The sequence below is a fragment of the Akkermansia muciniphila genome (assembly GCF_040616545.1).
Lineage (GTDB): Bacteria > Verrucomicrobiota > Verrucomicrobiia > Verrucomicrobiales > Akkermansiaceae > Akkermansia > Akkermansia muciniphila_E.
The window spans coordinates 602,687-626,238 of the sequence record NZ_CP156688.1 but is presented as its reverse complement, the minus strand read 5'-3'; the positions used below and the strand labels follow the sequence as shown (position 1 = coordinate 626,238).

The window sequence follows — 23,552 nt, the reverse complement described above, 5'->3', positions numbered from 1 at the left end:
GGAAAGGGGCTTACCTGCCTGTTTGCTCCGGCGTTTCCGGCTTGACGGCTTCCGGGGCGTCTTTTTCCGGATCATCCTGCCAGATAAAGTGTTCCAACTGGATGCGGCGCGCATAAGCCGCCGCCTCCCTGGCCCGGGGGCCGGACGTCTGCGCCAGTTTTTTAGCCAGCGCCAGCGCGCCGTCCCAGTCCTGGAGCTGGCCCATCAGGCGGATGGAGGCGAAGCCGGCATTGTAGAACCAGTGCCAGTCCCGGCGTTTGTTGGCGGAGCTGCCGCTGGGCGTGTGGGCCAGGATGGAGGCGTAGTCATCCAGCGCCTTTTTCTGCTCGTTCATCCGTTCATGGAACTGGGCGCGCTGGGTAAGGGCCTTGAATTTCCAGGCCAGGCCCAGGTTGGGCGTATCCAGGATTTCCGTGCACAGGTTGATGGCCTTGCGGAGGGTGTCCGAGTTGGTGTCCTCCTTCGTCACCCATGCGTCCGCCTGGATGGAGAGGGCCAGCAGGCGCATGTACCGCGGGAGCGGAGTGGAAAGCAGGTTTTCCAGGGTGGCGATGCTCTGGTCCGCCTTTCCCATGCGCAGCAGGACGGAAGCTTCTTCTATTCTGGCCGGCTGGGCGAACGGGGTGTCCCCTTCCCCCAGCGTTTTGAAAATATTCAGGGCCGCTTGAAGCGTGTTTCCGGTATTGCTCTGCTGGGCGGCTTTCCCGGCCAGGAAAAGGGCGGCGGCTTGCAGCGGGCTGTCCGGATACTTGGAGGGGAAGGGCTGGAGGACAAGCTGGGCTTCATGGAAGTCCCCGTTTTTATACAGGAGTTCCCCCAGCTTGAGATAAAGCAGGTCCGCCTGTTTGCCTTCCGCATCCAGGGAGATGGCCTGGCGGCAGGCCTGGATGGCGCTGGCCCATTCCTGCCGGTTTTCCGCTTCCAGGATTTTCAGCCGTGCAAGCTGCATGGTCTGGTCCGGCGTGAGCTGTTCCTTTTCCAGTAAGGGAAGAAGGGTCTGCACGGTTTCCAGGTCCGGAGGATTGAGGTTCAGGGCCACCTCCGCCTGGTCCAGCCGGGCCTGGGTTTTCAGGGCCGGATCTTCCGCCAGGGCCACGAAGCGGGCCAGCAGTTCGGGCGCCTGGGGGGCCATTCTTTTGGCAGCGTAATGGGCCTGTTCAAAGAGGATGTGCTCCCGGAGCCGTGCGGAGCCGGCGGCTTCCTTGGCCAGCGCGGCGGCCCCTGCGGCGTCATTGGCATTCAGCGCAGCCAGGTTTTCATTAAACAGGGCGTTCTCCGCCGTCTTTTCCGGGGCGCGGCGGGCCGCTTCATGGAACAGGCTCTGCGCGAGCTGGTAGTCTCCCTTGCGGAAGGCCAGGGCGCCCTGCTGGAAGACAAGGTCCGGGGCGGTGCCCGGATATTTGGAAATGAGGCGTTCCGCATCCTCCACGCGGTTATTGCCCAGCAGGGCCGTGATGGTATTCAGGCAAAGAGTCTGGACGGGAAGGCTCTGCGGGTATTTGGAAAGGCCCTCCTCCGCAATTTTTACGGCTCCGGACAGGTCATCCTTTGCCAGAAGCAGGCTGCCCATGGCGTACATGGCGGCCGGCTGGCGCGCGGCGTCCCGCGCATTTACCCAGCCGGTGAGTTTTTCCAGCGCCTGGGGATTGGTGCGGAAGGTGTCCTCCTCCAGCAGCATATTGAAGGCGTCCATCAGCAGGGAGGATTCCGATTTGCCGCCAATGAACGCCAGCAGGCGCTCCTCCGCCGTTCCGGCCGTGTGCGGCGCTTCCTCTGCTTGGGGCTGGGCGCGCGTTTCCTCTTCCGCCTGTTCCGGGTTGTTTTTCTCCCGGGTGATTTCCGTCCTGGCAAGGGCCAGGCGCCCAAGGTCCCGGATTTTTTCCGGATACGCCTTGTTATCCATCACGGAGGCAAAGATCTTCATGGCTTGTTCCGGATTTCCCTGTTTGTCCGCCAGTTTGCCTTCCACCAGCTCTGCGTACGAACGCATGGGCAGGTCTTTAGCCGCGTTGTCATCCATTCCCTCCTTGAGCTGTTTCAGAATGACGGAGGCTTCCGGGTAGCGTTCCGTGTTTGCCAGGGTATCGGCCAGCAGAACCTGCGCTGTCCGGGAAATGGCGGGCGAATCCGCCTGCTCCAGCCGGGAGAGGGCTTCCACCAGGAGCTGCCGGTCCTGAAGCTGGCGCGCCAGCTGGGCTTTCAACTGGAACCCGTAGAGAAAAAGGGGGTCCGCTTCCGGAATGGAGGATATCTTTTCCAGGGCCTTCGTGAAGGAGCCCTTGTTGAAGAGGCCCGTTGCCATCCAGTAGGCTTTCATGGGAGAATCCGGCAGTTCCTCCCAGGCTTTCAGCCCTTCTTCCGTTTTATTGGCGCGGATGAGCGCTTCCGCCAGGAAGGGGCGGATGATGGCTTTCTGGGCTTCCGGCAGGTTTTTGGAATTCAGGCATTCCTGAAAATGCTTGCTGGCCTCCAGGGGGAGGCGGTCTTCCAGGGCCTTCAGCCCCTGCTGGTATTTTTTATTTTTCAGGAGGGCCTGGCGTTCCGGTGAAAGGGCAGGCGCAGGGGGGGGAGTTGCCGCGGCTCCGGCGCCCGGGGACAGCAGGAAGACCGTGCAGGAGGCGAGGACGGCGTGAAGAAAACGGGAGGCGCTGGAAAAGGTTGGCATCATGTTAGGATTACGGTTCGGGCCCCATGAAGATGAGCCGGATGTAGCGTTTGCCGGAGGCGGTCAGCTTCGGCTCCTTGCTGGAACCGGAAACGCGGTTGCATGTCCTGTACAGTTGGGAGAACGGGTGCGGGACGGCCCGGATGACGGTGGGTTCCGTGCATGGCTGGCCGGAAGGCGTCACGGAAACGGGAACTCCCGTTCCCGTAAAGCTGATTTCCCAGGATTGGGGGTTGGCCGGGCCCGGTTTCAACATGAAGGGGTAGCGTGTGACAAGGTTGGGCGGGCTTCCCGTGGATGGTACGCGCACGACGTACTGGACGGGCAGGCTGGAGATGTGGCGGGAGAGGGAGAATTCCGCGCCGTCCTTGCACTGGATGAGAACGGGGGCCGGATCAAACCCGGCCAGGTTGAGGCCATTGTAGGCGCCGTGGCGGTTGGGAGTGCCCAGTTTCAGGCTGGAATACCAGGTTTCAAAATCGTCCTGGAGCTTGAGGCAGAGTTCCAGATGCACATGGGCGCGTGTTTTGTTCAGGCCCACGCCGGAGTATCCCAGCCTGCCGATGACGTTTCCCGTTCCTACCTGGTCCCCTTCCTTGCAGGAGACGGACGCCAGATGGGCGTACAGGCTGTAAAACGGGCCGTCCGCCGGACGGTGTTCAATGACCACGTAGCGGCCGTAATTGCTGTGCGTGGGGTTGGAGGAGGCGTGGACCACGGTTCCCCCGGCCACGGGGTGCACATCGTCCAGCGGTGTGCCGGAGGCATCCCGTTTGAGAGGCTTGATGTCAATGCCTTCATGGAATTTGACCGCCACGGGGCCGGCCTGGGTTCTGACGAGGGTCCGGGTGAAGCCGTAGGCTCCCGCCTGCCAGGGCTGTGATTTTACCCCTTCAAAGTTCCGGTCCACGTACATGTAAAAGTCCTGCGGGCGGTTGTCCAGCAGGGCCGTGTTTTCCGTGGGGAAGCGCACGACGGTATCCGCCATCAGGAATGGCATGCTCCAGGAGAGCAGGAGAATGCCGATCAGGAAAGGGAAGAACTTGCCGTGCATGCTCATACAGGGAGTGCTGGATCAGATCCGTCCCCGGCGGGTGCTGACCACGGTGCGGTCCTTATGTTCTTCAGGCTCCTTGACTTCCTTCTTTTCCTGCGTGGGGTCCTTGGCGGGAAGAAGGGGCTTGGTGACGGGGGCCAGCTTGTTGATGGGTTCCTCCCTCTTGGGGTCCGCCGGGGGGATGAATTCCGCCATGGCGGCCAGGTCCGCCGGGGAAAAGCCGCCCATGACGGCCAGCTTGCCGGAGGTGACGGGCTTGTTGTAAAGGCGCAGGGGTTGCATGGTGTGCCCGTTGACTACGGGAAGAATTTGCCTGCCCAGGTTCTGGGCCGTCATTCCTTCCACCCGGCTTTCAAGGCCTTTCTTGACGTTGACCACAATGCCGTAGGTATTGTCCTGCGCCGGGAAGGAATAATAGGATTCAATGTCTTTCTGGGAGATGAAGGGGGCCTTGCTGTAGTAATGCCCGTCATGCATGAAGGCGAATTTTTTGCTGTCCGTTGATCCCGTCTCCATGTGGAAGCTGACGGGGTATCTGTCCGGCCCGCAGGAACAGAGCATGAGAGTCCCAAGGAAGTAGAGGAGCATTTTCATAATGTCCATGATAAAAGATTTACTTCTCCCGGGGCAAACCAATAAACAGGCATGGAGGTAATTTTTGCGCAGCCGTTACGGCAGGAGGGAGAGCGTTTCTTGAACAATCCGGTCCACCGGCATCAGTTTTCCCGCTCCTTCCGCGCCGCAGGCCAGAACGCCGGACTCACAGGGGCCCAGGATGTGGTGGCCTTTCCGTTGCTTCAGGATGGCCGCATTCTGCTGCGTGGCCGTGTGTTCCCACATGTGGACGTTCATGGCCGGGCAGATGAGCACGGGAGCCTGGCAGGCCAGGTAAAGGGAACTGAGCATGTCTGGCGCGAAGCCGCGGGCGAGGTTGGCCATGGTGTTTGCCGTGGCGGGAGCCACCACCAGGAGGTCCGCCCGCTGGGCGAGCTGGATGTGGGGGGGGATCCATTCTCCCTTTTCATCCTCAAAGGAGGAGAAAACAGGGTTGCGGGAGATGGTGTGCAGCGTGAGGGCCGTGACGAATTCCAGGGCCTTGGCCGTACAGACGCAGTGTACCTCATGCCCGGCTTTAACCAGGGCGGAAGCGATGTCCGCCGCCTTGTACGCGGCAATGGAGCCGGTGATGCCCAGGATGATGCAGGCCATGGGGTCGGAATGGTCAGGATTTGGAGGCGTTTTTGCCTTCGTCAATGAGTTTCCAGAAGTGTTTGGACTGGCTCAGGATTTCGTCTTCCCCCGCAGAAGGGGAAATGTTGGTGCGGAACAGGAAATCATTCAGGCTGTTGGCGTGCAGGACTCGGTGGACGACTACCTTGCCCTCAATGACTTCAAAATAAATACGGTAGTCCCTGGCTACGTAACGGTAAAGAATTTTGCCGTCTTTTTCCATCTTGCCGAAGCGGGCGTCATCCAGGGTTTGCAGGGTGGATTCGGAAACCTGGAAGTCTCCGAGCAGGTCCAGTTGTTCCAAAGTGGGGATGCTGGATACTTCCGCAGCGCTGATTTTATTGAAGACGATTTGAAGCACGCCCTTTTTTAAGTGCGCCGGCGTCCGAGTTCAAGCCTGAAACAAGCCACGGACCGATTTTGAACCGGGCCGAGCGGGTTCCGCGGCATTTCCCCGGGAGGCGGGTTTCCGCATCACCGGGCATCCTGTGTGGGGATGATGCCCTTGCTTTTTACCACCTGGGTGCCGCGGATGACTTCAACAGTCAGGGGCTTGTCTCCCGTAAGGTAATAGGTGGCGTCCAGCATGTCGCCGTAGTTGCGGATGGGGGAGCCGTTGATGCTGATGAGGATGTCTCCGGTCTGGATGCCTCCCCGTGCCAGAGGGCCTCCGCTAATGAGGCCTTCAATGACGGGGGTGGAGGCATTGATGTCCAGAAGGCATCCCAGCCGCACCCTTTTGGCTTTCGGATGGTCCGCCAGGAAGGAGATGGCCTGGGCGGGCAGCAGGTGGCACGTTCCCCTGCGGGAAACTCCCAGCACGATGCCGACCAGGCGGTTTTCAGCATCATAGCAGGGCTGGCCGATGGGCGGAGCCGCCAGCTTGGGGAATTGGGCGCGGACAAGGCGCAGCGGGAAGCTGGTATCTCCTATGGAGTGCTCCATGCCCACATAAATTCCCAGCGTGGGTTCATTACGGTTGCTGGTAAAGGCAAGCCGCGCGCCGCGCCTGAGAGTGCCGGCGGGCACCAGGATGGCGGGATCTCCGCTGATCCGGGCGGCGTCCACCTTGAAGATGGTCAGGCCCGTGAGTTTTTCCTGGGCCCATACCTGCAGGGGCGGGGTGTCCTTGTCGCCAAGATAGTAGGCCACCTCTCCGTTTTTAAAAACCCTGTACGGAATCAGGGAGGCGATCAGGTCTTTTCCGACCTGTGCCGCCATGGCAGTGTACGGCACTCCTTCCGCCTGTTGCGGAATGGCTTCCACCTTAAAAGGGGCAGGCACGGCCGCCGCTTGATAAATCAAGCCTGCAACGGCTATGCCCGCCAATATCGGAGCCAGGTTCATCATGGATTGTTACATCTCAATGAGAACGCGGGATACCGGTTTTTTATCGGTATTGGAATCAGTGTTCAGCTGATTGTCTTTAGCCGATGTTTCATGTGAAGACGCTCCGGTGGTAAACTCAGGTTGTCCGGCGGAGACGGCTTCGGTTGAAGGTTGTTCAATAATTTCGTTACTTACGGGAACGGCTTTTTCCTTCAAGAGAATCTCTTCCTTCTCCTTGATGGAGGAAGCATAAGAATCAGCAGGTTCGTCCATATTCCCGGATGCGATGATAACGCCCACCGCAGCCAATGTCACGATGGACATGGAAGCGTAGACCCACTGCCAACCACGAAAGTTTTGCAGATAGTTGTCCAGGCGTTCGAGTAGCAATTTCCAAGCAGAATGGGTAGCCGGATCGGTTTCCTTTCTTAAATGAAAATTACGGAGGAAATCTTCCTCAAAGTTGTCATGGTAACAGGCTTCCTTGCGAAAAGATGCCAGCATGGCGACCAGAGTTTCCTCATTATGTTCTGTGGATTTTTTATCCATCGTCGTTGATTTTAAGTGTAATAAAGGTTTGGGGCTTTAGTCCTAAACCTAGGACTATGCATTTTGACATGGTCCGGGGAACCGTTGTTCAATATTTTTTTCACCGTTAACTCAGATATTCTGCCAGCAGTCCCTGCAGTTCTTTGTGGGCATAATGCAGACGTGATCTGAGCGTTCCTTCGGAGATACCCAGCAGGGCGGATATTTCCGTATGGTTAAGGCCCTTCACATCATGAAGGACAACGACTTCCCTGTGCTTGGTGGAAAGTTTTTTCAGAGCTTCATTGATCTTGAGCTGAAGTTCGTTCAAATGGGTGCGGCGTTCCGGGTCCGCTCCATCCGTTTCATCAGCCATGTTCATGTCCTTTTCCGTATGGTCGCCGTACTCGTCGTCGTCCAGGCTGTAGGTCATCCTGCGGTTCCTCTTTTTCAGGAAGTTCCTGGCGTGGTTGACGGCGATGGAATGCAGCCAGGTATAAAAGGCGCTTTGGCCGTTGAAATAGCGCAAGGCCCGGTAGGCTTTGGAAAACGCTTCCTGAGCGATGTCGTAAGCATCGTCATAGTTGTCCGTCATCTGGTATAAGGTGGCGTGGAGTTTGCGGCTGTGACGAATGACTAGTTCGTCAAAAGCACGCGAATCTCCTTCCCGCGCCCTGGCGACCAGTTCAGTGTCCTCCAGGGTCGTATATGCAATGGGTCCCGACATATTAGTAGCAGAATACCCAAAAATAGGTACCCCCTACAAGGGCAAATCGTATGCACGGCCCGCTTTACCCTCAAACCAGCGCATGTATGCCACATTAACTGTGGTGTATCCGCCCGGAGTCGGGTAGTCCCCGGTGAAATACCAGTCACCGCACGGGCCTTCTATGGAGGCGTGCAGGTTTTCAATGGTCTGGAAAATGACTTCCACGGGGCATGGAGCGTCGTGCGGAGTGACCAGGCGCGTGATTTCACGGGAGATTTCCGCTTCCGTGAGACCCTCGTAAATGGCCTTGACGCAGTTGCGGCGTTCTTCCCTGGGCTTGGTCAGTTCTTCCTTGCATGCCTTGTACACATCTTCCAGCAGCCGGGCCTGTCCGTGCTGCTTGAGCAGGGAGACCGCCGCCTGGAAGGCAATGAAGTTCCCCAGCTCGGACATGTCAATGCCGTAGCAGTCCGGATACCGGATTTGCGGAGCGGTGGAGGCGACGACGATTTTCCGGGGGTTGGTGCGTCCCAGGATGCGGAGGATGGACCTTCTCAGCGTGGTGCCGCGGACGATGGAGTCATCTATGGCGACGAGCACGTCTTCCGGACCCACGGCGCCGTAGGTGAGGTCGTACACGTGGGAGACCAGTTGGGCGCGGCTCTTCTCCTGCGTGATGAAGGTGCGCATCTTGATGTCCTTGTGGGCGATTTTTTCACCGCGCGGCCACCGTTTCAGGATGGCGCTGTCCAGCATCTTTTCATCAAGGGTTCCGTTTCTCAGGGCGTCCAGAAGCTGGGCGTGCACGCGCTTGCGGCGGTAGACGCGCAGGCCTTCCAGCAGGCCGTAGTAGGCGGTTTCCGCCGTGTTGGGGATGTAGGTGATGGCGGATTTGTCAAAGCGGTCTTCCAGGGAATCCACGATTTGCGGGGTCAGCGCCGCGCCCAGGGTCTTGCGCTCCCGGTACACGATGGGATCGTTCCCGCGGGAGAAGTAGATTTTTTCAAAGGAGCACGGCGTGGGCTTCAGCGGAGTGGTGAATTCCGTGATGTTATGCGTGCCGTCCGCCTTGATGGAGAGCATGTGGGCCGGGGGCAGTTCCTGCACCTGTTCGCTTTCCGCTTCAAAGACGGTCATCAGCGGAACGCGTTCGGAGGCCACGGCAATGTATTCATCCGTGATGAGGTAGTGGCAGGGGCGGATGCCGTGGGGGTCCCGCAGGCAGAAGTAGTCCCCGTTGCCGATGGCGCCCATGATGGCGTAGCCGCCGTCCCATTGTTTGGCGGAGTTATGAATGATTTCCTGGACATTGAGCCGGGAGGAGATGGCGTGGGGGATTTCCGGTCCGGGCATGCCGCCGTCACGCAGGGCGCGGTAAAGGTCCGTGTGGGCTTCATCCAGATGGTAGCCTATTTCTTCAAGGACGGTCTGCGTGTCCGTGCCGAAGACGGGGTGCTGCCCGCGCTCAATCATGCGCTGGTTCAGCTCCGGCGTGTTGGTCATGTTGAAGTTCCCCAGCACCATGAGGGTGCGCGTCGGCCAGTTGGTGCGGCGCAGGTAGGGATGGCAGGAGCCTTCGTCAAAGAGGCCGGAGGTGCCGTAGCGGAGGTGGCCCATCAGGATTTCCCCGCCGTAGTCAAAATTGTTCTTGATGTCTTCCGCGTCTTTCAGGTTGACCTGGCCGCGGCGGACTTTTTTGTTGAGCTTCTTGATTTGCCCGTTGAAGATGGTAGTCAGGGCGTCCTTGCTGGCGTCCCTGGTGCGGAACAGGTAGGGCTGCCCCAGGGGCATGTTCAGTTTAACGCAGCCGATACCCGCGCCGTCCTGCCCGCGGTTGTACTGCTTTTCCATCAGGATGAGCAGCTTGTTGAACGCCCAGAGGGTGGAGCCGTATTTGTCCTGAAAATAAGAGAGAGGCTTAAGCAGACGAATGGCGGCTACGCCGCACTCGTGTTTAAGAAAATCGCTCATGGGATTGTGATGAAAAGATTGTCCTGTGAAGTGTGGTGTATCCGCTGCAAGGAAATGGCTCCGTCTCTATTCGCCCTGTACCTTGACATGAATGCCGCGGCCTTCTCTCAGCGTGCCGATGACCGTGCCGCCGGGGCCTGCCTTCAACGCGGCTTCCACGTCCTCCGGCTTCACGATGGCTACCCAGCCGATGCCCATGTTGAAAGTGTTGAAGCGGTCCTGGGGGTCCGCGTGCTTCAGGATTTTCTGGGCTGCGGGGTTATCCCAGAAGGGGATGGTGAGGTCCGCGCCGTAGTCGCCCAGGAAACGTTCCAGGTTTTCCGGAAGGCCGCCCCCGGTGATGTGGGCGTAGGCCTTGGGGATGACGTTGGAGCTGCGCATGTCCGCCACCACGTCATGGTACAGGCGGGTGGGCTGCAGCAGGGAACGGAGTTCTTCTTCATCCACTACGTCCGGGTTTTCCTCCAGAATGCGGCGGATGAGGCTCCAGCCGTTGGCATGGAAGCTGTCGGATTTGTAGCCGATGAATACGTCCCCGGGCCGGACGGTCCTGGGATCAATCAGCTTGCTTTTTTCACAGCAGCCGATGCAGAAGCCGGAAAGCTCCACGATGGATTCCGGAACCACGCCGGGCATTTCAGCCGTTTCCCCGCCTGCCAGAATGCAGTTGCAGGATTCCAGATAGTCGCACATGCCGGCCACCAGGCGGGTGATGCGGGTGCGTTCCTGTTCCAGATTGGAGATGCCCAGGTAGTCCAGGAAGAGGAGGGGATCCCCGCCCGTGGTAAGGATGTCGTTGACGTTCATGGCCACCAGGTCCTTGCCGGCGGTTTCCACCATGTCCAGTTCAAACAGGATTTCCGTCTTGGTGCCTACGCCGTCGCATCCGGTGACGATAACCGGTTCCTTGTAGGAGCTGAGGTCATAAGCGGCGGCAAAAAGACCGAAGGCCTGGTGCAGGGAGCGCTGCTTTTGCGTTCTTTTAACGTGAGAGCTGATGTCGGATACGAAAGCGGCTGCTTCTTTGGTATCGACCCCCGATTGCTTGTAGGTTAATTTGCCGGACATTGAACGGATGGACTGGGTGTGCCAGCATCCTAGAGGAAGGCTCCTGCCGCGGCGAGTGAAAAAAGAAGTATTTTTGCCATAGGCCGGGCGGGAGGAGGCCTTTTTATTCCACTTCTATTTTGCAGTCGCGCCAGAGCCACCAGGCATCCAGGGAGAATTTGCCCGGGCCCGTGTAGAAGAGGGTCAGGTAAATCAGCAGGTAGATGGACGCGAGTTCCTGGGCGCCCCAGCCGGAGAGGCCCAGGACGAGGAAGAGCGCCACGCACATGTTAATGATCAGGATGAGGGCGGTCAGGCGGGTGAAGAGGCCCAGGAAGATCAGGATGGAACATCCGAATTCCGCGCCCACGCACAGGAGCAGGGACAGAAAGTTGCCGATTCCGAGCGGGTCCTGGAAAGCGGCCCAGTTTCCGCTGATGAGCATGCTCAGCTTGGGAATGCCGTGCACAAGCATCATTGCGCCTACGCCCAGGCGCAGCAGCAGGACGCCGAAGTCCATGCTGGTATTGGTGGCGAAAGAGCCAAGCAGGCAGCATGCGGGTGATTTGCATTTATTCTGTTCCATGCACTGTAGACCGTTCATGCGTCGGAATTGCTCAAATAAAATGGGATGAACTGGAATATCCGGGATGAAGGGGGCTGGACGGTCCGGCGAATCCGCCGTCTGAAGGGAAGCGGCAGGCTTTCCGGAGTCCCGGAACCGGCTGTCTGCCGCCGCCGTCCAGGGTGGGAAAAGGAGGGGGAATTTTTTAATTGAAGATGTTGAAAGCTAATATCTTCAATTGGAAAATCCAAAAATCGCGCTAACGGTTCCTTGGGGGAATCAGGCGGAAGGCGGCGGGGGATTTGGCGGATTTGATCTCCAGGGGCTTGGTCGGGTCCTTTTGGGTTTCCGTGCCGATGGTGATGATAAGCCGGTCCCCGGGATGAATGACGGTGGCGTTTTCAAAGACGAGCGTGCTGGACCCGTCCGTCAGCTTCCAGCCGTCCAGCAGGATGCCGGATTCTCCCGTGTTGTTGATAATCACGTTTCCGGTGCCCGGTTCCAGCTTGGGAGCAGGCTGCTTGAGCTTCATGCTTTTTGCCAGCTTGGCGAAGGTGATTTCCGCAATGCGGCGGGCTCCCGGTTCCGTGGGATGCAGGCCGTCCACATACCATTCCGGATGATCGGAGAGGGGATGGAGCGCGTCAAAAAGGCCTGCCTTGTGCTTGCGCGCCACGGTGGCGATCAGCTTTTCCGCTTCCGGGCGGTTGGCCGCGGAGCCGTTGTCGGAGCCCGAGTACTTGCGCACGTACGGGTAGCAGTTGCCGGGGAATGCCTTTTTGTTCAGCGGGCCGCGGTAGTCGGGGCCCAGCAGGCCCCAGGCGAAGAACCGGGCCTTGGGGCTGGCGGATTTCCAGGCGGTGAACAGGTCGTCATAACCCTTTAAGAACAGCTTGGGGTCCCACCAGCGGCCCGTATCATTGATGCCCAGGTTGCAGATGTAAACGTCTGCCTTGAAGTCCAGGGATTGCTTGAATTCCTTGGTGCTGCCGTACCAGCGGCCTACCTGGCCCGGATAGTCTCCGGCCGTTTTTCCGGGATTGCCGAAGCCCCTGACGTCAAAGTCCGGACCCATCAGCGTGGCAAGCACCTGGGGATAGCGGGCATCCCCGGGTTTGAGCCCGGAGCCGAAGGTGATGCTGTCCCCCACGCAGGCTATTTTAGCGGGGGCGCCCTGGGCCGCCATGCCCAGGGATAGGGTTGCGGCCAGGGAAGCGAAGAGAAGACGAAGGTTCATGGAATGGTGGAGTGGTGAGAGTTATTTTTTAGGAGCGGGCGCATCCGTCCGGAAGGGCCGGGCCGGGAGCTGGTCTCCGTTGACCAGGTTGGGGGTCACGAAGCGGTTCCAGCAGTACCGCGCGTTCTTGGGGGATTTGACCTCCGGGGAGGTGAGGCGGATGACGGCGGTGCTCCCTTTTTTGTTCACGATTTCCGCTGTGGCGGGATGGTAAACCCCGTCCGCTCCGGCAATTTCAAACTGGGCCGGTTCCTTGCCGTCCGTCGTGGCCAGTCCGGCGGCATGCTCCATCTGGACCAGGAGGCCGGAGCCGGAGGGCTTGAAGGCCTTGAAGGCGGGGCCTTCACAGGGAACCTTCTTGCCGTAGACCTTGTTCAGGGCGGTATTGCCCGCCCGTTCCCCCACGGGACGCTTGAACGGCGGGTGCACGTTGGAGTTCGTGGAACCCAGGTCGATCGTATTGACGCTGTAGGCATGGGGAACGGTTTTGGCCGTCATGTCCTGCATTTCACGGAATTCGGGCCAGCCTTCCCGGATTTTGGAAGGATCGTTGATGCGGGGGAGCTGAATCATTACGAACGGCATGTCCGGATTCCGGAAGGCTTTCCTCCAGGAGGCAATCATGGTTTTCAACTGCATTCCGTTCTGTTCATTGTTAATAATCTCCGCATCGGATTCCCCCTGGTACCAGAGGACGCCCGTGATGGGGAGGTCCGTCATCCACGCGATGCCGGATTCATACAGGAACGCCGGTTTGTAGGGGTGGTCGGGGGAGCCCTGGTTCAGCCGCGGAGAGATATTCTTTTTGGCGCGGCCCCTCACCCAGTCGGAAATGAGGGGGGAATCCAGCCAGCGGTTGCCGCGCAGGGAGCTGAAGCTCTTGTTGGTGTTGATGACCTGCTGGGGTATCCACGCCGCTATTTCCGAACCGCCGAGCGAGGAGTGGATGATGCCCACGGGCATGTCCAGGCCTTCCCGGAGCTTCTTGCCGAAGTAGTAGCCTACCGCCGTCATAGGGCCGGAGGTGGAAGGGGAGCTGACCTGCCACTGCCCCTTGTAGAAATTATCCGTGGTGACGGAGGTGAAGTCCTTGTCCGAATAGGGGGCGTTGTTGGTGTGGGCCTGGGGAACGTTGTTGAGCAGGCGCAGCTGTTCATCCCCGGAGGCCGCTATGTCCTCCCTGGCGGTATTGGTCTGGTTCAGGCGGAACAGCATGTTGGATTGTCCGGAGGCCAGCCACACCTCACCCACCAGAACATCTTCCAGCTTGGAGGAATCGCCATTCTGGGTGGCCGTCAGCGTCTGTCCCGTGCCGTTGGGCTGCATGGGGGGGAGCATGACGCGCCACTTGCCCCTGGCGTCTGCCCTGGTGTTCAGGGTAGAGCTTCCGAAGGTGACGGATACCTCCTTGTTGGGGTCCGCCGTTCCGGAGACGGGCACGTTTTTCCCGTGGGGAAGGACCATGTGGGAACCGTAAATTCGGTCGAATTGGGGAGCCGCCGCCCAAGCTGCGTTCAGGGCGACTGCGGCAATCAGGATGAATGGAGTATGGAGGTGCATGGTTTGAGCGGATTATCTGAGAAGGAGTTCATCCCGGGTGAGTCCGGTGAGCTGGCCGAGGCGTTTGATCAGGCGCAGCATGATGAAGACCAGGGCTGCCAGGATGGGGACGCCGATGATCAGGAAGCCCCACCAGGTGATGCTGCCGATGGCTACGTTGTAAGCCACCTGCTGTTCCGCCTCCGGCTGGCGCATGACGGAAGACATGAAGGAGAGGCTCAGGAAAAAGTTGCCGATGGAAGAGGCCACGAGCGTGCCCGCCAGCACCCAGGATGAGCTGGCCAGCAGCCGCTGGTAGGCCTGCTCTGCGTCGTTGGCGGCCACCTTCTGCTCTATTCTGGATATGTCAAACAGCTCCGGCGTATAAATGAACATGTTGAGCAGGGGGGAGCCCGTGGAACGGGAGACGATGACCGCGGCGGCCAGGATGAGGGGGATGAGGGCTTCCTTTCCGGCGAACAGCCAGGGCGTGGCGCTGTGGATGCGGCCTTCCGGCCCGATGACGAAGATGCTGATGACGCCGGTAAGCAGCACGCCGGCCATGCCCACGCCGGACATCAGGTCAAATTTCCGGGTGACGATCAGGGAGCGGACTCCGTAGACAAGAGGCAGGGAAAGGGCGATGACGAGCGCCCATACGGGCCCGAGGTGCCAGAAGCTTTCCCCTTCCGGGCGTTCCAGGGGATTGGCCGGACCCGCGCTGCAATAGTCCAGAATCAATACCGGCAGGAGGATGTTGATGAAAATTCCCAGGAGTGAGGAACGTGATGTGTTTGGCTTCTTGTCCATGAATTTGGAGGCAGGTACTTGTATCATACGCGGATATGCCACCGCAAGTTGCAACCCCGTGTGTGAATGTAAAGACCAGAAGCAGGAGAGAGGCGTTTTTTTCTCCGCCGGCAAGCCCTGTGGAAATCGTGGCATCCCACGGCATCTTCTGTTCTTTTGGCTGGACACAGGTGTGAATAATGTTCAGCTTCTCCCGTGACTTTGACAGATCATTTTTCCCCCATGACTCAAACATCTTCTTTTTCGACCCTTGGCATTTCGCCGGAGATTCTGGAAGCCGTTGAAGTGCTCGGCTTCGATACTCCCTCCGCCATTCAGGAACAGGCGATTCCCGCCGCCATCGGAGGGTCGGATATCGTTGGTCTGTCCCATACGGGTTCCGGCAAGACCCTTGCCTTTGCCATTCCGGCCCTGGAATGCATTGATCCGGATGAACGCAGCGTCCAGGTGCTGGCCCTGTGCCCCACACGGGAACTGGCCGTCCAGATTTGCCGGGAGGTGGACAAGCTGGCCCTGTTCATGGACGGCGTTTCCGCGGTACCCATTTACGGAGGCTCCTCCTTCCGCCCCCAGCTTGACGCCCTGCGCCGCGGCGTGCAGTTTGTGGTGGGGACGCCCGGACGCGTCATGGACCTGATGGAATCCGGAGCGCTGAAGCTGGACAATCTCCGCATGCTGATTCTGGATGAAGCGGACGAGATGCTGGATATGGGTTTCCTGGAAGATATTGAGCGCATTGCGGAGTCCATGCCTGAAACGAAGCAGACCCTGTTTTTCTCCGCCACCATGTCTCCGGAAATCAACCGCCTGGTGAGCCGGTTCATGAAGGATCCCGTCCAGATCACCATTGAGCGGCCTACGCTGACGGTGCCCACCATTGAACAGTCTTATTACGAGGTGTTGTTCTCTTCCCGGATTGAGGTGCTCAGCCGCCTGCTGGATACTGGAAAAATCAAGATGGGCCTGGTATTCGCCAATACCAAGAAAGTGGTGGATGACGTTGTGGACGGCCTGACGGCCCGGGGCTATCCCGTGGACCGCCTTCACGGGGATATGCCGCAAATCATGCGGGAACGCGTGATGGATTCCTTCCGCAAGGGAAGCCTGCGCCTGCTGGTAGCCACGGATATTGCCGCCCGCGGCCTGGACGTGGATGATGTGGATGCCGTAGTTAACTTTGAACTGCCCCGTGATCCGGAGGATTACGTGCACCGCATCGGCCGCACGGCGCGCGCCGGGCGCAAGGGGAAGGCCATCACCTTTGTAGGCCGCCGTGATTTTTCCCTGATGAGCCGCATTGAACGCTTCATCGGCGTCAAGCTGACTCCGGAACCCGTGCTGACCGCCGTGCAGGTGGACCAGCTCCGGACGGAATCCCTGGTGGATGACATTCTGGAACGCCTCAAGCCGGATGCCGTGCTGCCGGAAGAACTGAAGGACGTGGAGGCTGCCCCGGAATTCCTGGCCGCCGCCCTGTTTGATTTGCTCCGGGAACGCACCCACCGGGAAGTGCAGCCCATTCCGGAAGACAAGCCGGCCCGCAAATCCCGCCATGTGGCCCAGCCCGGAGAAGAAACGGAAAGCCCGCAGAAGGGGGATTCCTGGCAGCATAACGGTGATACGGTCACGCTGTTCATGAACGGTGGCCGGATGATCGGCCTGAGGCCCAAGGACATCGCCGGACTGTTCTACAATACGGTGGAAATGGAGAAGGGCGCCGTGGGGGACATCAGGATTTTCCCCAAGCATTCCCTCATTGAAGTGGACGCTTCCGTGGCCCCCCAGCTTCTGGAAGCCCTGGCTAACGCCACCGTCTGCGGGTATGAGGTCAATGTGCGCGAGGACAAGGGTACGCCGGAATATTCCGACGGGCCGCGTCCGCCCCGCCGCAGCGGAGGATTCCGCGGCGGTTACCGTGGAGACCGGGACCGCGGCGATCGCGGCGGATTCAGAGGCAGCCGCGGGGGATTCCGCAGTGACCGCGGTGAGCGCTGGGGCGACCGTCCCCGCAGGGACGACAGGAAGAAGCGGTTCTGACGTTTCTGCGGCTCGGGACACGTTGTTTGCGTTGCTCCGGAAATGGCTCTTGCCATGGGAGCAGCAGCTTTACTGCAGTTTTAGCTCCATGGAAATGGGCTTCAGATTCAGGAGGATCCTTTCCGGTAGGCGGCTCCCGCTTCCTCGCCGCCATTTTTGTACTGCTTCCGCAATGTATCCCGGTTGTCTGGGCTGGGGTGCGTAAGGAATCGGCGTGGCATTTTTGTGGCGTGTGTGGTTCTGAAAGCTTGGTAAATGACGCCGGAGGGCGTTGTCAGCACGCATAAAGTAGCTTTTTCCGGGAGTTCGCCGGACCACTTGACAGGGAGTTCTTCCGGTTTGGCGGTTCCGGGGACTGTGATATTAAAGGGGGAAAATACGTCGGCGGGAGATAGTCTGCCGGGTATTCCTGCTCCGCCAGGATAAAGCAGGATTGTGCCGCCTTTTTAAATAAATCAGAGGCGAGCAGGCGTTCCGGCACGCCGTATGCGTCCGGATTCCATGCGCTCTCCTTGTAAATGATGAACAGATTTTTGTTCTCTTTTCAGTTTATGCGGCGGCTTTTTTCAGGTCTGTCATCCGGACGTCCAGCCCGTAAAGCGTGCCTGACGGGAGGAGCAGGGCACATGCAATCAATAGAATATGGGGCAGTTCTATAGTTTCTTCACTATAGGTCTGACGAATCAGTCGTCAATTTCCTTTCCGTTTAATTCTCTTGAGAGATGGGAAAATTCATGTAAGATCACGCTCTGTTTTAACGTTCTCTTTAAAGTTTATTTTCACCTGAATCATGAAATTGGTATCTTTCCTATCCGTTCTTCTGACTGTCCTGGTTCCGTGCATGAGCGCTTCCGGGCAGGCTGCGAAGCCCGCTGCCAGTGCCGTCAAGAATGCAAAGCCCAATGTTATTTTCATTCTGGTGGACGATATGGGCTGGGGGGACCTGGATGCCAATTGGAGCCAGCAGAAGCTGAACGGACGGACGGTGGACAGGAAGAATGAGTTCAAGACTCCGGCCCTGTCCGCCATGGCCCGGGAGGGGATTCAGCTGCGCCGGCATTATTCCGCCGCTCCGGTCTGCGCTCCGGCGCGCGCCTCCCTGCTGCTAGGGGTGCACCAGGGGCATTCCCGCGTGGTGAGGAACAACCGCTTTGACTATCCCATTGAAGATTCCCATACGCTGGGCACCGTGATGCGGGATGCCGGATATGATACCGCCGCCATCGGCAAGTGGGGCGTGGGCGGCGGCGGGGAAAGCCATGGCCCGGTGACGGGCGGCCCCCACCAGCGCGGCTTCAATTACTTTTATGGAATCCTGGACCATCTGGCCGGGCATTTCCATTACCCTTCCGAATCCCGCAATATTTTTGAATATAACGGTTACGCCCCCAATCCCGAATGGAAGAATATCAAGGACCAGGTTCCGCAGACGGCCTATTCCACGGATTTGTTTGCCGCCCGCGCCAAGCAGTGGATTGTGGACCAGCGCAAGTCCGCCCGCAAGACCGGCAAGCCGTTTTTCCTGTACCTGGCTTTTCCGGCTCCTCATGGCAACCTGGTGGTTCCGGGAACGCCCTATCCTGCCGGAGGCGGTTTGAAGGGAGGCCTGCAATGGGTGAAGAAGAACGGAACGGAGTCCGTAAATACTGCTTTTGACGCCAAGGCTGAAAAAGACAAGGATACTTATATTCATCCGGACAATGCCCGTTTCCCCAATGACGTGGCCAAGCGGCATTCCACGATGATCCGCCGCGTGGACGACGCTGTGGCGGATTTGATCCATCTGCTGAAGGATTTGAAGATCGACAATGATACGATGATTGTCTTTACATCCGACAATGGCCCACACAATGAAGGAGGCGCCGATCCCAAGCACAGGCATGGAGCGCAGAATCCGCAGTTTTTCAAGAGTTACGGCATGATGGACGGCATCAAGCGCGACTGCTGGGAAGGCGGCATGCGCGTTCCCACGCTGGTACGCTGGCCCGCCCGCATTCCCAAGGGGCAGATCAGCCTGCACCCCGGCCAGTTCCATGACTGGCTGGCTACGCTGGCGGATGCCGCCGGAGTGCCGGTTCCCGCCCGCAGCGACGGCGTTTCCCTGCTGCCGACGCTGACAGGCCATGCGGACCAGCAGAAGCCGGGAGTTATTTACTCAGAATACAATGTTGCCGGCAAGACGCCTGGCTACAAGGATTTCCTGGGAGAACACAAGGGCGCGGAGCGGGGCCAGCAGCAGATTGTCTTTGTGGACGGTCTGAAAGGCTTGCGCATGGGCGTGAAGGATGCTGACAAGGATTTCATGATTTTTGATACCCTGAATGACCCGCAGGAGAGCAAGGACCTTGCTTCCTCCAAGCCGGAGCTCCAGGCCCGCATGAAGGCCGCCGCCCTGTCCAACCGCCGTGCCTTCCTTCCTGCCAAGACGGTGTTTGATACGGAGCTGGTCCCGGCAGTGGAGGTGACGGGGGCTGCCTCCCCCGGCTTGAAGTGGTCCGTTTATGAAGGTGAGTTCCCGTGGGTTCCGGATTTCCGCCAGCTGAAGAAGCAGCCTGCCGCGCACGGCGTGGTTCCGTCACCGTCCGTCAAGATGAACGGTCCCCGGAAGCGTGGGGTGGAGCTGGCCGGGTATGTAAAAATTCCGGCTGACGGAGAGTATACTTTTTACCTGTCCACGGACGCGAACAAGGGGAGCAAGGCGTTTGTCCGCCTGCACGGCATGGAACTGATTGACGCGGACAAGACTTACGAGCCGGGCACCGAAATTTCTTCCGATTTGGGCGACCGGAAGAATCCCGTTTATTTGAAGGCCGGGCTGCATCCCATCCGCATCAGCTACGTGGGTAATGCCGGTCCCGCCTCCAGGCTGACGTTGAAGTGGGAAGGCCCCGGCCTGCCCAAGCAGGAGATTCCCGCGTCCGCGTTCAGCCATGACGGAGCGGCCAAGTAAGAGCCTCCGATGAGTGATCTTTACGAGTACCAGGCGATTGACGGTTCCTCCAAGGGACCCGTCTCCCTGGTGCTTCTGATTCAGGCCCGCAACCATGGGCGGCTGTCCAACCGTACCCTGGTGAGGAAGCTTCCCGGCGGGGGCTGGCAGCCGCTGGCTTCCTTCATTCCCTCCATGACCGTCATGGATGACGATGGAGAGGCGTTTGAGATGCCGGGGCCTGGAGAGGAGTTCACGAGCGCCGTGCCTGTCTGGACCAGGAAGAAGTACTGGATGCGCATCATCAAGGCATGGTGCAGTTTTAAAGGCCGCGCCGGAAAGGGGGAGATGCGCGAGGTTTATGCCAGCGTGGGTATCGCATGGCTTGCTGCCGCCGGGTTTCCCTCTCTCGTGAAAAGCGGCTTTTTTTCTTCCCTCTCTCCATGGGTGGATCTGTTGTCTCCCGTATTTTACGTGGCTCTTATCGTGCTGTCTCTTCCCATGGCGGTCACCATGGTACGGCGCCTGCATGATGTGGGGAGGAGCGGCCTGTGCCTGGTGTGGCTGGCAGTACCCGTCCTGGGGTGGTGGCTGCTGTGGTATTTACGCTACGGGGAGAGCCAGCTGGGAGAGAATCAATATGGTGATCCTCCCTGGAATTGAAGGAACTGCAGGGCTGCCGCCGGGGATTCACAGTATTTGCACGCCGTTACCGCCATGATCAGGATAAACAGACTTTTTGCTGGTGTGGATTCTTGCTCAAGGGATCACCACCGGATTTTTCCAGACTGAGTTTTCCACTTGCAACCAGATTGGGGCGGTCAGGACGGAGGGACCACCCATAGTGGGATTGGGTGAGAAGGGGGAAACTGCATGAGTTGATTAACCGGCGTTTCCTTGCTGTCATCCAGTAATTCACGGATGACTGGTCGTACGCCTGTGGCGCATACGTTCCGGCTTCCGGGAATGAAAAGGGCTGCTCCATTCATATGGAACAGCCCTTTTCAGGTTAAGGTTGCGGAAGATTACGCTTCCACGGCTTTGGCGAATTCCTCCACCGTGTCACAGGTGCAGACCAGGTTGCGGTCTCCGTACACATTGTCCACGCGGCCGACGTACGGCCAGAATTTGTGGATGCGCAGGCCGGATACCGGATAGGCCGCCTCACTGCGGGAGTAGGGATGCCGCCATTCGTCGGCGGAGACCATTTCCGCGGTATGGGGGGAATTTTTCAGGACGTTGTCTTCCTTGTCCGCCGTGCCGTTGATGACGGCCGTGATTTCCGCATGGATGCGCTCCATGGCTTCAATGAAGCGGTCCAGCTCCTCCTTGGGTTCGGATTCCGTGGGTTCCACCATCAGGGTTCCCGGGACGGGGAAGGACATGGTGGGGCCGTGGAAGCCGTAGTCCATGAGGCGCTTGGCGATGTCATCCACGGTAAGGCCGGCGTCATGGGTGAGCTGGCGCGGGTCCAGAATGCATTCATGCGCCACGAGTCCCTTGTTGCCGGAGTAGAGAACCGGGAAGAGGTGGCCGAGCTTTCTGGCGATGTAGTTGGCGTTCAGGATGGCCATTTCCGTGGCTTCCTTGAGGCCTTCCGGGCCCATCATGGACAGGTACATCCAGCAGATGGCGGCGATGGAGGCACTGCCCCATGGCGCTGAGGCTACGGCTCCTTCTTCATGGCCCAGCGTGAGGTGGCCCGGCAGGAAGGGCACGAGGTGTTCCGCTACGCCGATGGGGCCGATGCCGGGGCCGCCGCCGCCGTGGGGCATGGCAAAGGTTTTGTGCAGGTTCAGGTGGCAGACGTCGGCGCCGATGCGGCCGGGGCAGGTCAGCCCCACCTGGGCGTTCATGTTGGCGCCGTCCATGTACACCTGGCCGCCGTTGGCATGGATGATGTCACAGAGTTCCCTGATGGTCTGTTCATACACCCCGTGCGTGGAGGGGTAGGTGACCATGATGCAGGAGAGGTTGTCCCGGTGGGCTTCCGCCTGGGTTTTCAGGTCCTCCATGTCAATATTGCCGCCTTCGTCGCATTTGACGGGTACCACCTTGAGTCCGGCCATGGCGGAGGAAGCGGGGTTCGTTCCGTGGGCGGAGGTGGGGATGAGGCACACGTCCCGGTGGCCTTCTCCGGCGTGCTTCTGGTAGCGGCGGATGGCCAGCAGGCCCGCGTATTCCCCTGCCGCGCCCGCATTGGGCTGGAGGGAGACGGCGGCGAAGCACGTGATTTTCGCCAGGCGGTCAGCCAGGATGGTGAGCATTTCCCGGATGCCTTCCGACTGGTCTGCCGGAACAAAGGGGTGCAGGGAGCTGGTTTCCGGCCACGTGATGGGGATCATCTCGGAGGCGGCGTTCAGCTTCATCGTGCAGGAGCCCAGCGGGATCATGGCCTCATTCAGGGCCAGGTCACGGGATTCCAGACGGCGGATGTAGCGCATCATTTCCGTTTCGGAATGGTAGGAGTTGAAGGCCGTTTCCGTGCAGAAGGGGGTTTGACGCGTATGGACGGGAGCCCATGCGGGGGCTTCGCAGCAGCAGGTGACGGAGGTTTCCGCTCCGGTGAGGGCGGAGGCCAGGGCCGCCACGTCTGCGCAGGTGGCAGTTTCATCCAGGGAGATGGTGACGTGGTCGGCATCCACCTTGCGGATGTTGTAGCCCGCTTCCAGGGCCTTCCGGACCATGGCGTCCGCCTGCCCGGGGACGTTCAGCAGCAGGGTGTCAAAGAAGTCCCTGCTTTCAATGGTGATTCCGGCGTCTGTCAGGGCTTTGAACAGGCTTTCCGTTTTCCGGTGGATTTCCGTGCCGATGCGCTTGAGGCCTTCCTGCCCGTGGTATACGGCGTAGAAGGCGGCCAGCACGGCCAGAAGCACCTGGGCGGTGCAGATGTTGGAGGTGGCCTTGTCACGGCGGATATGCTGTTCCCGCGTTTGCAGGGCCAGGCGGTAGGCCGGGCGTCCCTGGGTGTCTATGGACATGCCGATGAGGCGGCCGGGCATGCGGCGCTTCAGGGCATCCGTGCAGGACATGTAGGCGGCGTGGGGGCCTCCGAAGCCCATCGGAACGCCGAACCGCTGCGTGTTGCCGATGCAGATGTCAGCGCCGAAGGCGCCGGGTTCCCGGATGACGGTGAGGGCCATGAGGTCCGCCGCCACGACGCAGAGCGCGCCTGCGGCGTGCACGCGGGAGAAAAAGTCCGTGTAGTCGCAGATGTGGCCGAGCGTGTCCGGATATTGGACAAGCACCCCGGCCAGGTCCGCGCCGACGGATGCGGGGTCAAAGGTGGTCCAGTCCCCCACCAGGATGTTGACGCCCTGGAAGGCGGCGCGGGTGCGGATGACGCTGATGGTCTGGGGATGGCAGGTGACCGCCACAAAGAAGGTGTTTGCCTTGGGCCGGGCATTCCGGCACATGGTGACGGCTTCCGCCGCCGCGGTGCCTTCATCCAGCAGGGAGGCGTTTGCCACCGGGAGCCCCGTCAGGGAGGAAACCATGGTCTGGAAGTTCATGAGCATTTCCAGGCGCCCCTGGGCGATTTCCGGCTGATAGGGGGTGTAGGCCGTGTACCAGCCGGGGTTTTCCAGAACATTGCGCAGGATGACGGACGGCGTGATGGTGCCGTAGTACCCCTGGCCGATGAAGGTTTTCAGCAGTTTGTTTTTCCGGAGGATGGCACGGAGTTCCGCCAGGGCGTCCGTTTCCGATTTGGCCGCGGGCAGGTCCAGTGGGGCCTGCATCCGGATGTCTGCGGGAACGATGTCCGCAATGAGTTCGTCAAGCGTCTGGTACCCGAGGGCGTTGAGCATCTCGCGGCGTTCTTCCCCTTGGGGGCCGATGTGCCGGCTGGCAAAGTCTGAGTTGGTTTTCATGTGGTGTCTGGCAGGTATGGACCCGGC

Annotated in this window: 18 protein-coding genes; 3 read left to right on the top strand and 15 right to left on the bottom strand. The window is 59.5% G+C overall.

Annotated features, from left to right (window positions below):
• Positions 1 to 10: 10 nt before the first annotated feature.
• The 14 genes from ABGM91_RS02585 to ABGM91_RS02520 all read right to left on the bottom strand — a co-directional run bounded on the left by ABGM91_RS02585 (position 11) and on the right by ABGM91_RS02520 (position 14,714).
• Positions 11 to 2,668 carry a tetratricopeptide repeat protein gene (locus tag ABGM91_RS02585; protein WP_354833452.1) on the bottom strand — a complete coding sequence of 886 codons (2,658 nt, stop codon included), beginning with the start codon at positions 2,666 to 2,668 and terminating at the stop codon, positions 11 to 13.
• A gap of 7 nt (positions 2,669 to 2,675) precedes the next feature.
• The gene (locus ABGM91_RS02580; protein WP_354833450.1) at positions 2,676 to 3,725 is read right to left on the bottom strand and encodes a M23 family metallopeptidase; all 1,050 of its coding nucleotides are present in this window, start codon (positions 3,723 to 3,725) and stop codon (positions 2,676 to 2,678) included.
• A 15-nt stretch (positions 3,726 to 3,740) separates the two neighbouring features.
• Entirely contained in the window at positions 3,741 to 4,316 is a 576-nt protein-coding gene (locus tag ABGM91_RS02575) for a hypothetical protein (protein WP_146016557.1), read from the bottom strand.
• Between the two features lie 75 nt (positions 4,317 to 4,391).
• Complete coding sequence (locus tag ABGM91_RS02570) at positions 4,392 to 4,931, bottom strand: flavoprotein (protein WP_354833448.1); 540 nt, start codon at positions 4,929 to 4,931, stop codon at positions 4,392 to 4,394.
• Positions 4,932 to 4,944: 13 nt separating this feature from the next.
• A complete protein-coding gene (locus ABGM91_RS02565) occupies positions 4,945 to 5,313 on the bottom strand; it encodes a hypothetical protein (protein ID WP_102711992.1) in 369 nt (122 codons plus the stop codon).
• 113 nt (positions 5,314 to 5,426) lie between these two features.
• Positions 5,427 to 6,236: a PDZ domain-containing protein gene (locus tag ABGM91_RS02560; protein ID WP_354833446.1), complete on the bottom strand. Its 810-nt coding sequence runs from the start codon at positions 6,234 to 6,236 to the stop codon at positions 5,427 to 5,429.
• Between the two features lie 72 nt (positions 6,237 to 6,308).
• Positions 6,309 to 6,830 carry a hypothetical protein gene (locus ABGM91_RS02555; protein ID WP_290565539.1) on the bottom strand — a complete coding sequence of 174 codons (522 nt, stop codon included), beginning with the start codon at positions 6,828 to 6,830 and terminating at the stop codon, positions 6,309 to 6,311.
• A 106-nt stretch (positions 6,831 to 6,936) separates the two neighbouring features.
• Positions 6,937 to 7,536 carry a sigma-70 family RNA polymerase sigma factor gene (locus ABGM91_RS02550; RefSeq protein WP_022396486.1) on the bottom strand — a complete coding sequence of 200 codons (600 nt, stop codon included), beginning with the start codon at positions 7,534 to 7,536 and terminating at the stop codon, positions 6,937 to 6,939.
• Between the two features lie 33 nt (positions 7,537 to 7,569).
• The gene (locus tag ABGM91_RS02545) at positions 7,570 to 9,489 is read right to left on the bottom strand and encodes an amidophosphoribosyltransferase (RefSeq protein WP_354833443.1); all 1,920 of its coding nucleotides are present in this window, start codon (positions 9,487 to 9,489) and stop codon (positions 7,570 to 7,572) included.
• 66 nt (positions 9,490 to 9,555) lie between these two features.
• Positions 9,556 to 10,557 (bottom strand): phosphoribosylformylglycinamidine cyclo-ligase, encoded by a 1,002-nt coding sequence (gene purM, locus ABGM91_RS02540; protein ID WP_290565537.1) that lies wholly within the window; start codon positions 10,555 to 10,557, stop codon positions 9,556 to 9,558.
• Between the two features lie 103 nt (positions 10,558 to 10,660).
• Positions 10,661 to 11,122 carry a DoxX family protein gene (locus ABGM91_RS02535; RefSeq protein WP_354833441.1) on the bottom strand — a complete coding sequence of 154 codons (462 nt, stop codon included), beginning with the start codon at positions 11,120 to 11,122 and terminating at the stop codon, positions 10,661 to 10,663.
• Between the two features lie 238 nt (positions 11,123 to 11,360).
• Positions 11,361 to 12,338 (bottom strand): GDSL-type esterase/lipase family protein, encoded by a 978-nt coding sequence (locus ABGM91_RS02530; protein ID WP_354833439.1) that lies wholly within the window; start codon positions 12,336 to 12,338, stop codon positions 11,361 to 11,363.
• A 21-nt stretch (positions 12,339 to 12,359) separates the two neighbouring features.
• A complete protein-coding gene (locus ABGM91_RS02525; RefSeq protein WP_354833437.1) occupies positions 12,360 to 13,898 on the bottom strand; it encodes a sialate O-acetylesterase in 1,539 nt (512 codons plus the stop codon).
• Positions 13,899 to 13,910: 12 nt separating this feature from the next.
• Positions 13,911 to 14,714 (bottom strand): VC0807 family protein, encoded by an 804-nt coding sequence (locus tag ABGM91_RS02520; protein WP_354833435.1) that lies wholly within the window; start codon positions 14,712 to 14,714, stop codon positions 13,911 to 13,913.
• A gap of 195 nt (positions 14,715 to 14,909) precedes the next feature.
• Between ABGM91_RS02520 and ABGM91_RS02515 the strand changes: the two genes are divergently transcribed.
• From ABGM91_RS02515 to ABGM91_RS02505, 3 genes are all read left to right on the top strand, one after another.
• Positions 14,910 to 16,724 (top strand): DEAD/DEAH box helicase, encoded by a 1,815-nt coding sequence (locus tag ABGM91_RS02515; protein WP_354833433.1) that lies wholly within the window; start codon positions 14,910 to 14,912, stop codon positions 16,722 to 16,724.
• Positions 16,725 to 17,514: 790 nt separating this feature from the next.
• A complete protein-coding gene (locus ABGM91_RS02510; RefSeq protein ID WP_354833431.1) occupies positions 17,515 to 19,674 on the top strand; it encodes a sulfatase-like hydrolase/transferase in 2,160 nt (719 codons plus the stop codon).
• 9 nt (positions 19,675 to 19,683) lie between these two features.
• Entirely contained in the window at positions 19,684 to 20,316 is a 633-nt protein-coding gene (locus tag ABGM91_RS02505; RefSeq protein WP_354833429.1) for a DUF805 domain-containing protein, read from the top strand.
• A 362-nt stretch (positions 20,317 to 20,678) separates the two neighbouring features.
• On the opposite strand, the gene gcvP is transcribed toward ABGM91_RS02505, so the two are convergent.
• Entirely contained in the window at positions 20,679 to 23,525 is a 2,847-nt protein-coding gene (gcvP, locus tag ABGM91_RS02500; RefSeq protein ID WP_354833427.1) for an aminomethyl-transferring glycine dehydrogenase, read from the bottom strand.
• Positions 23,526 to 23,552: the final 27 nt, after the last annotated feature.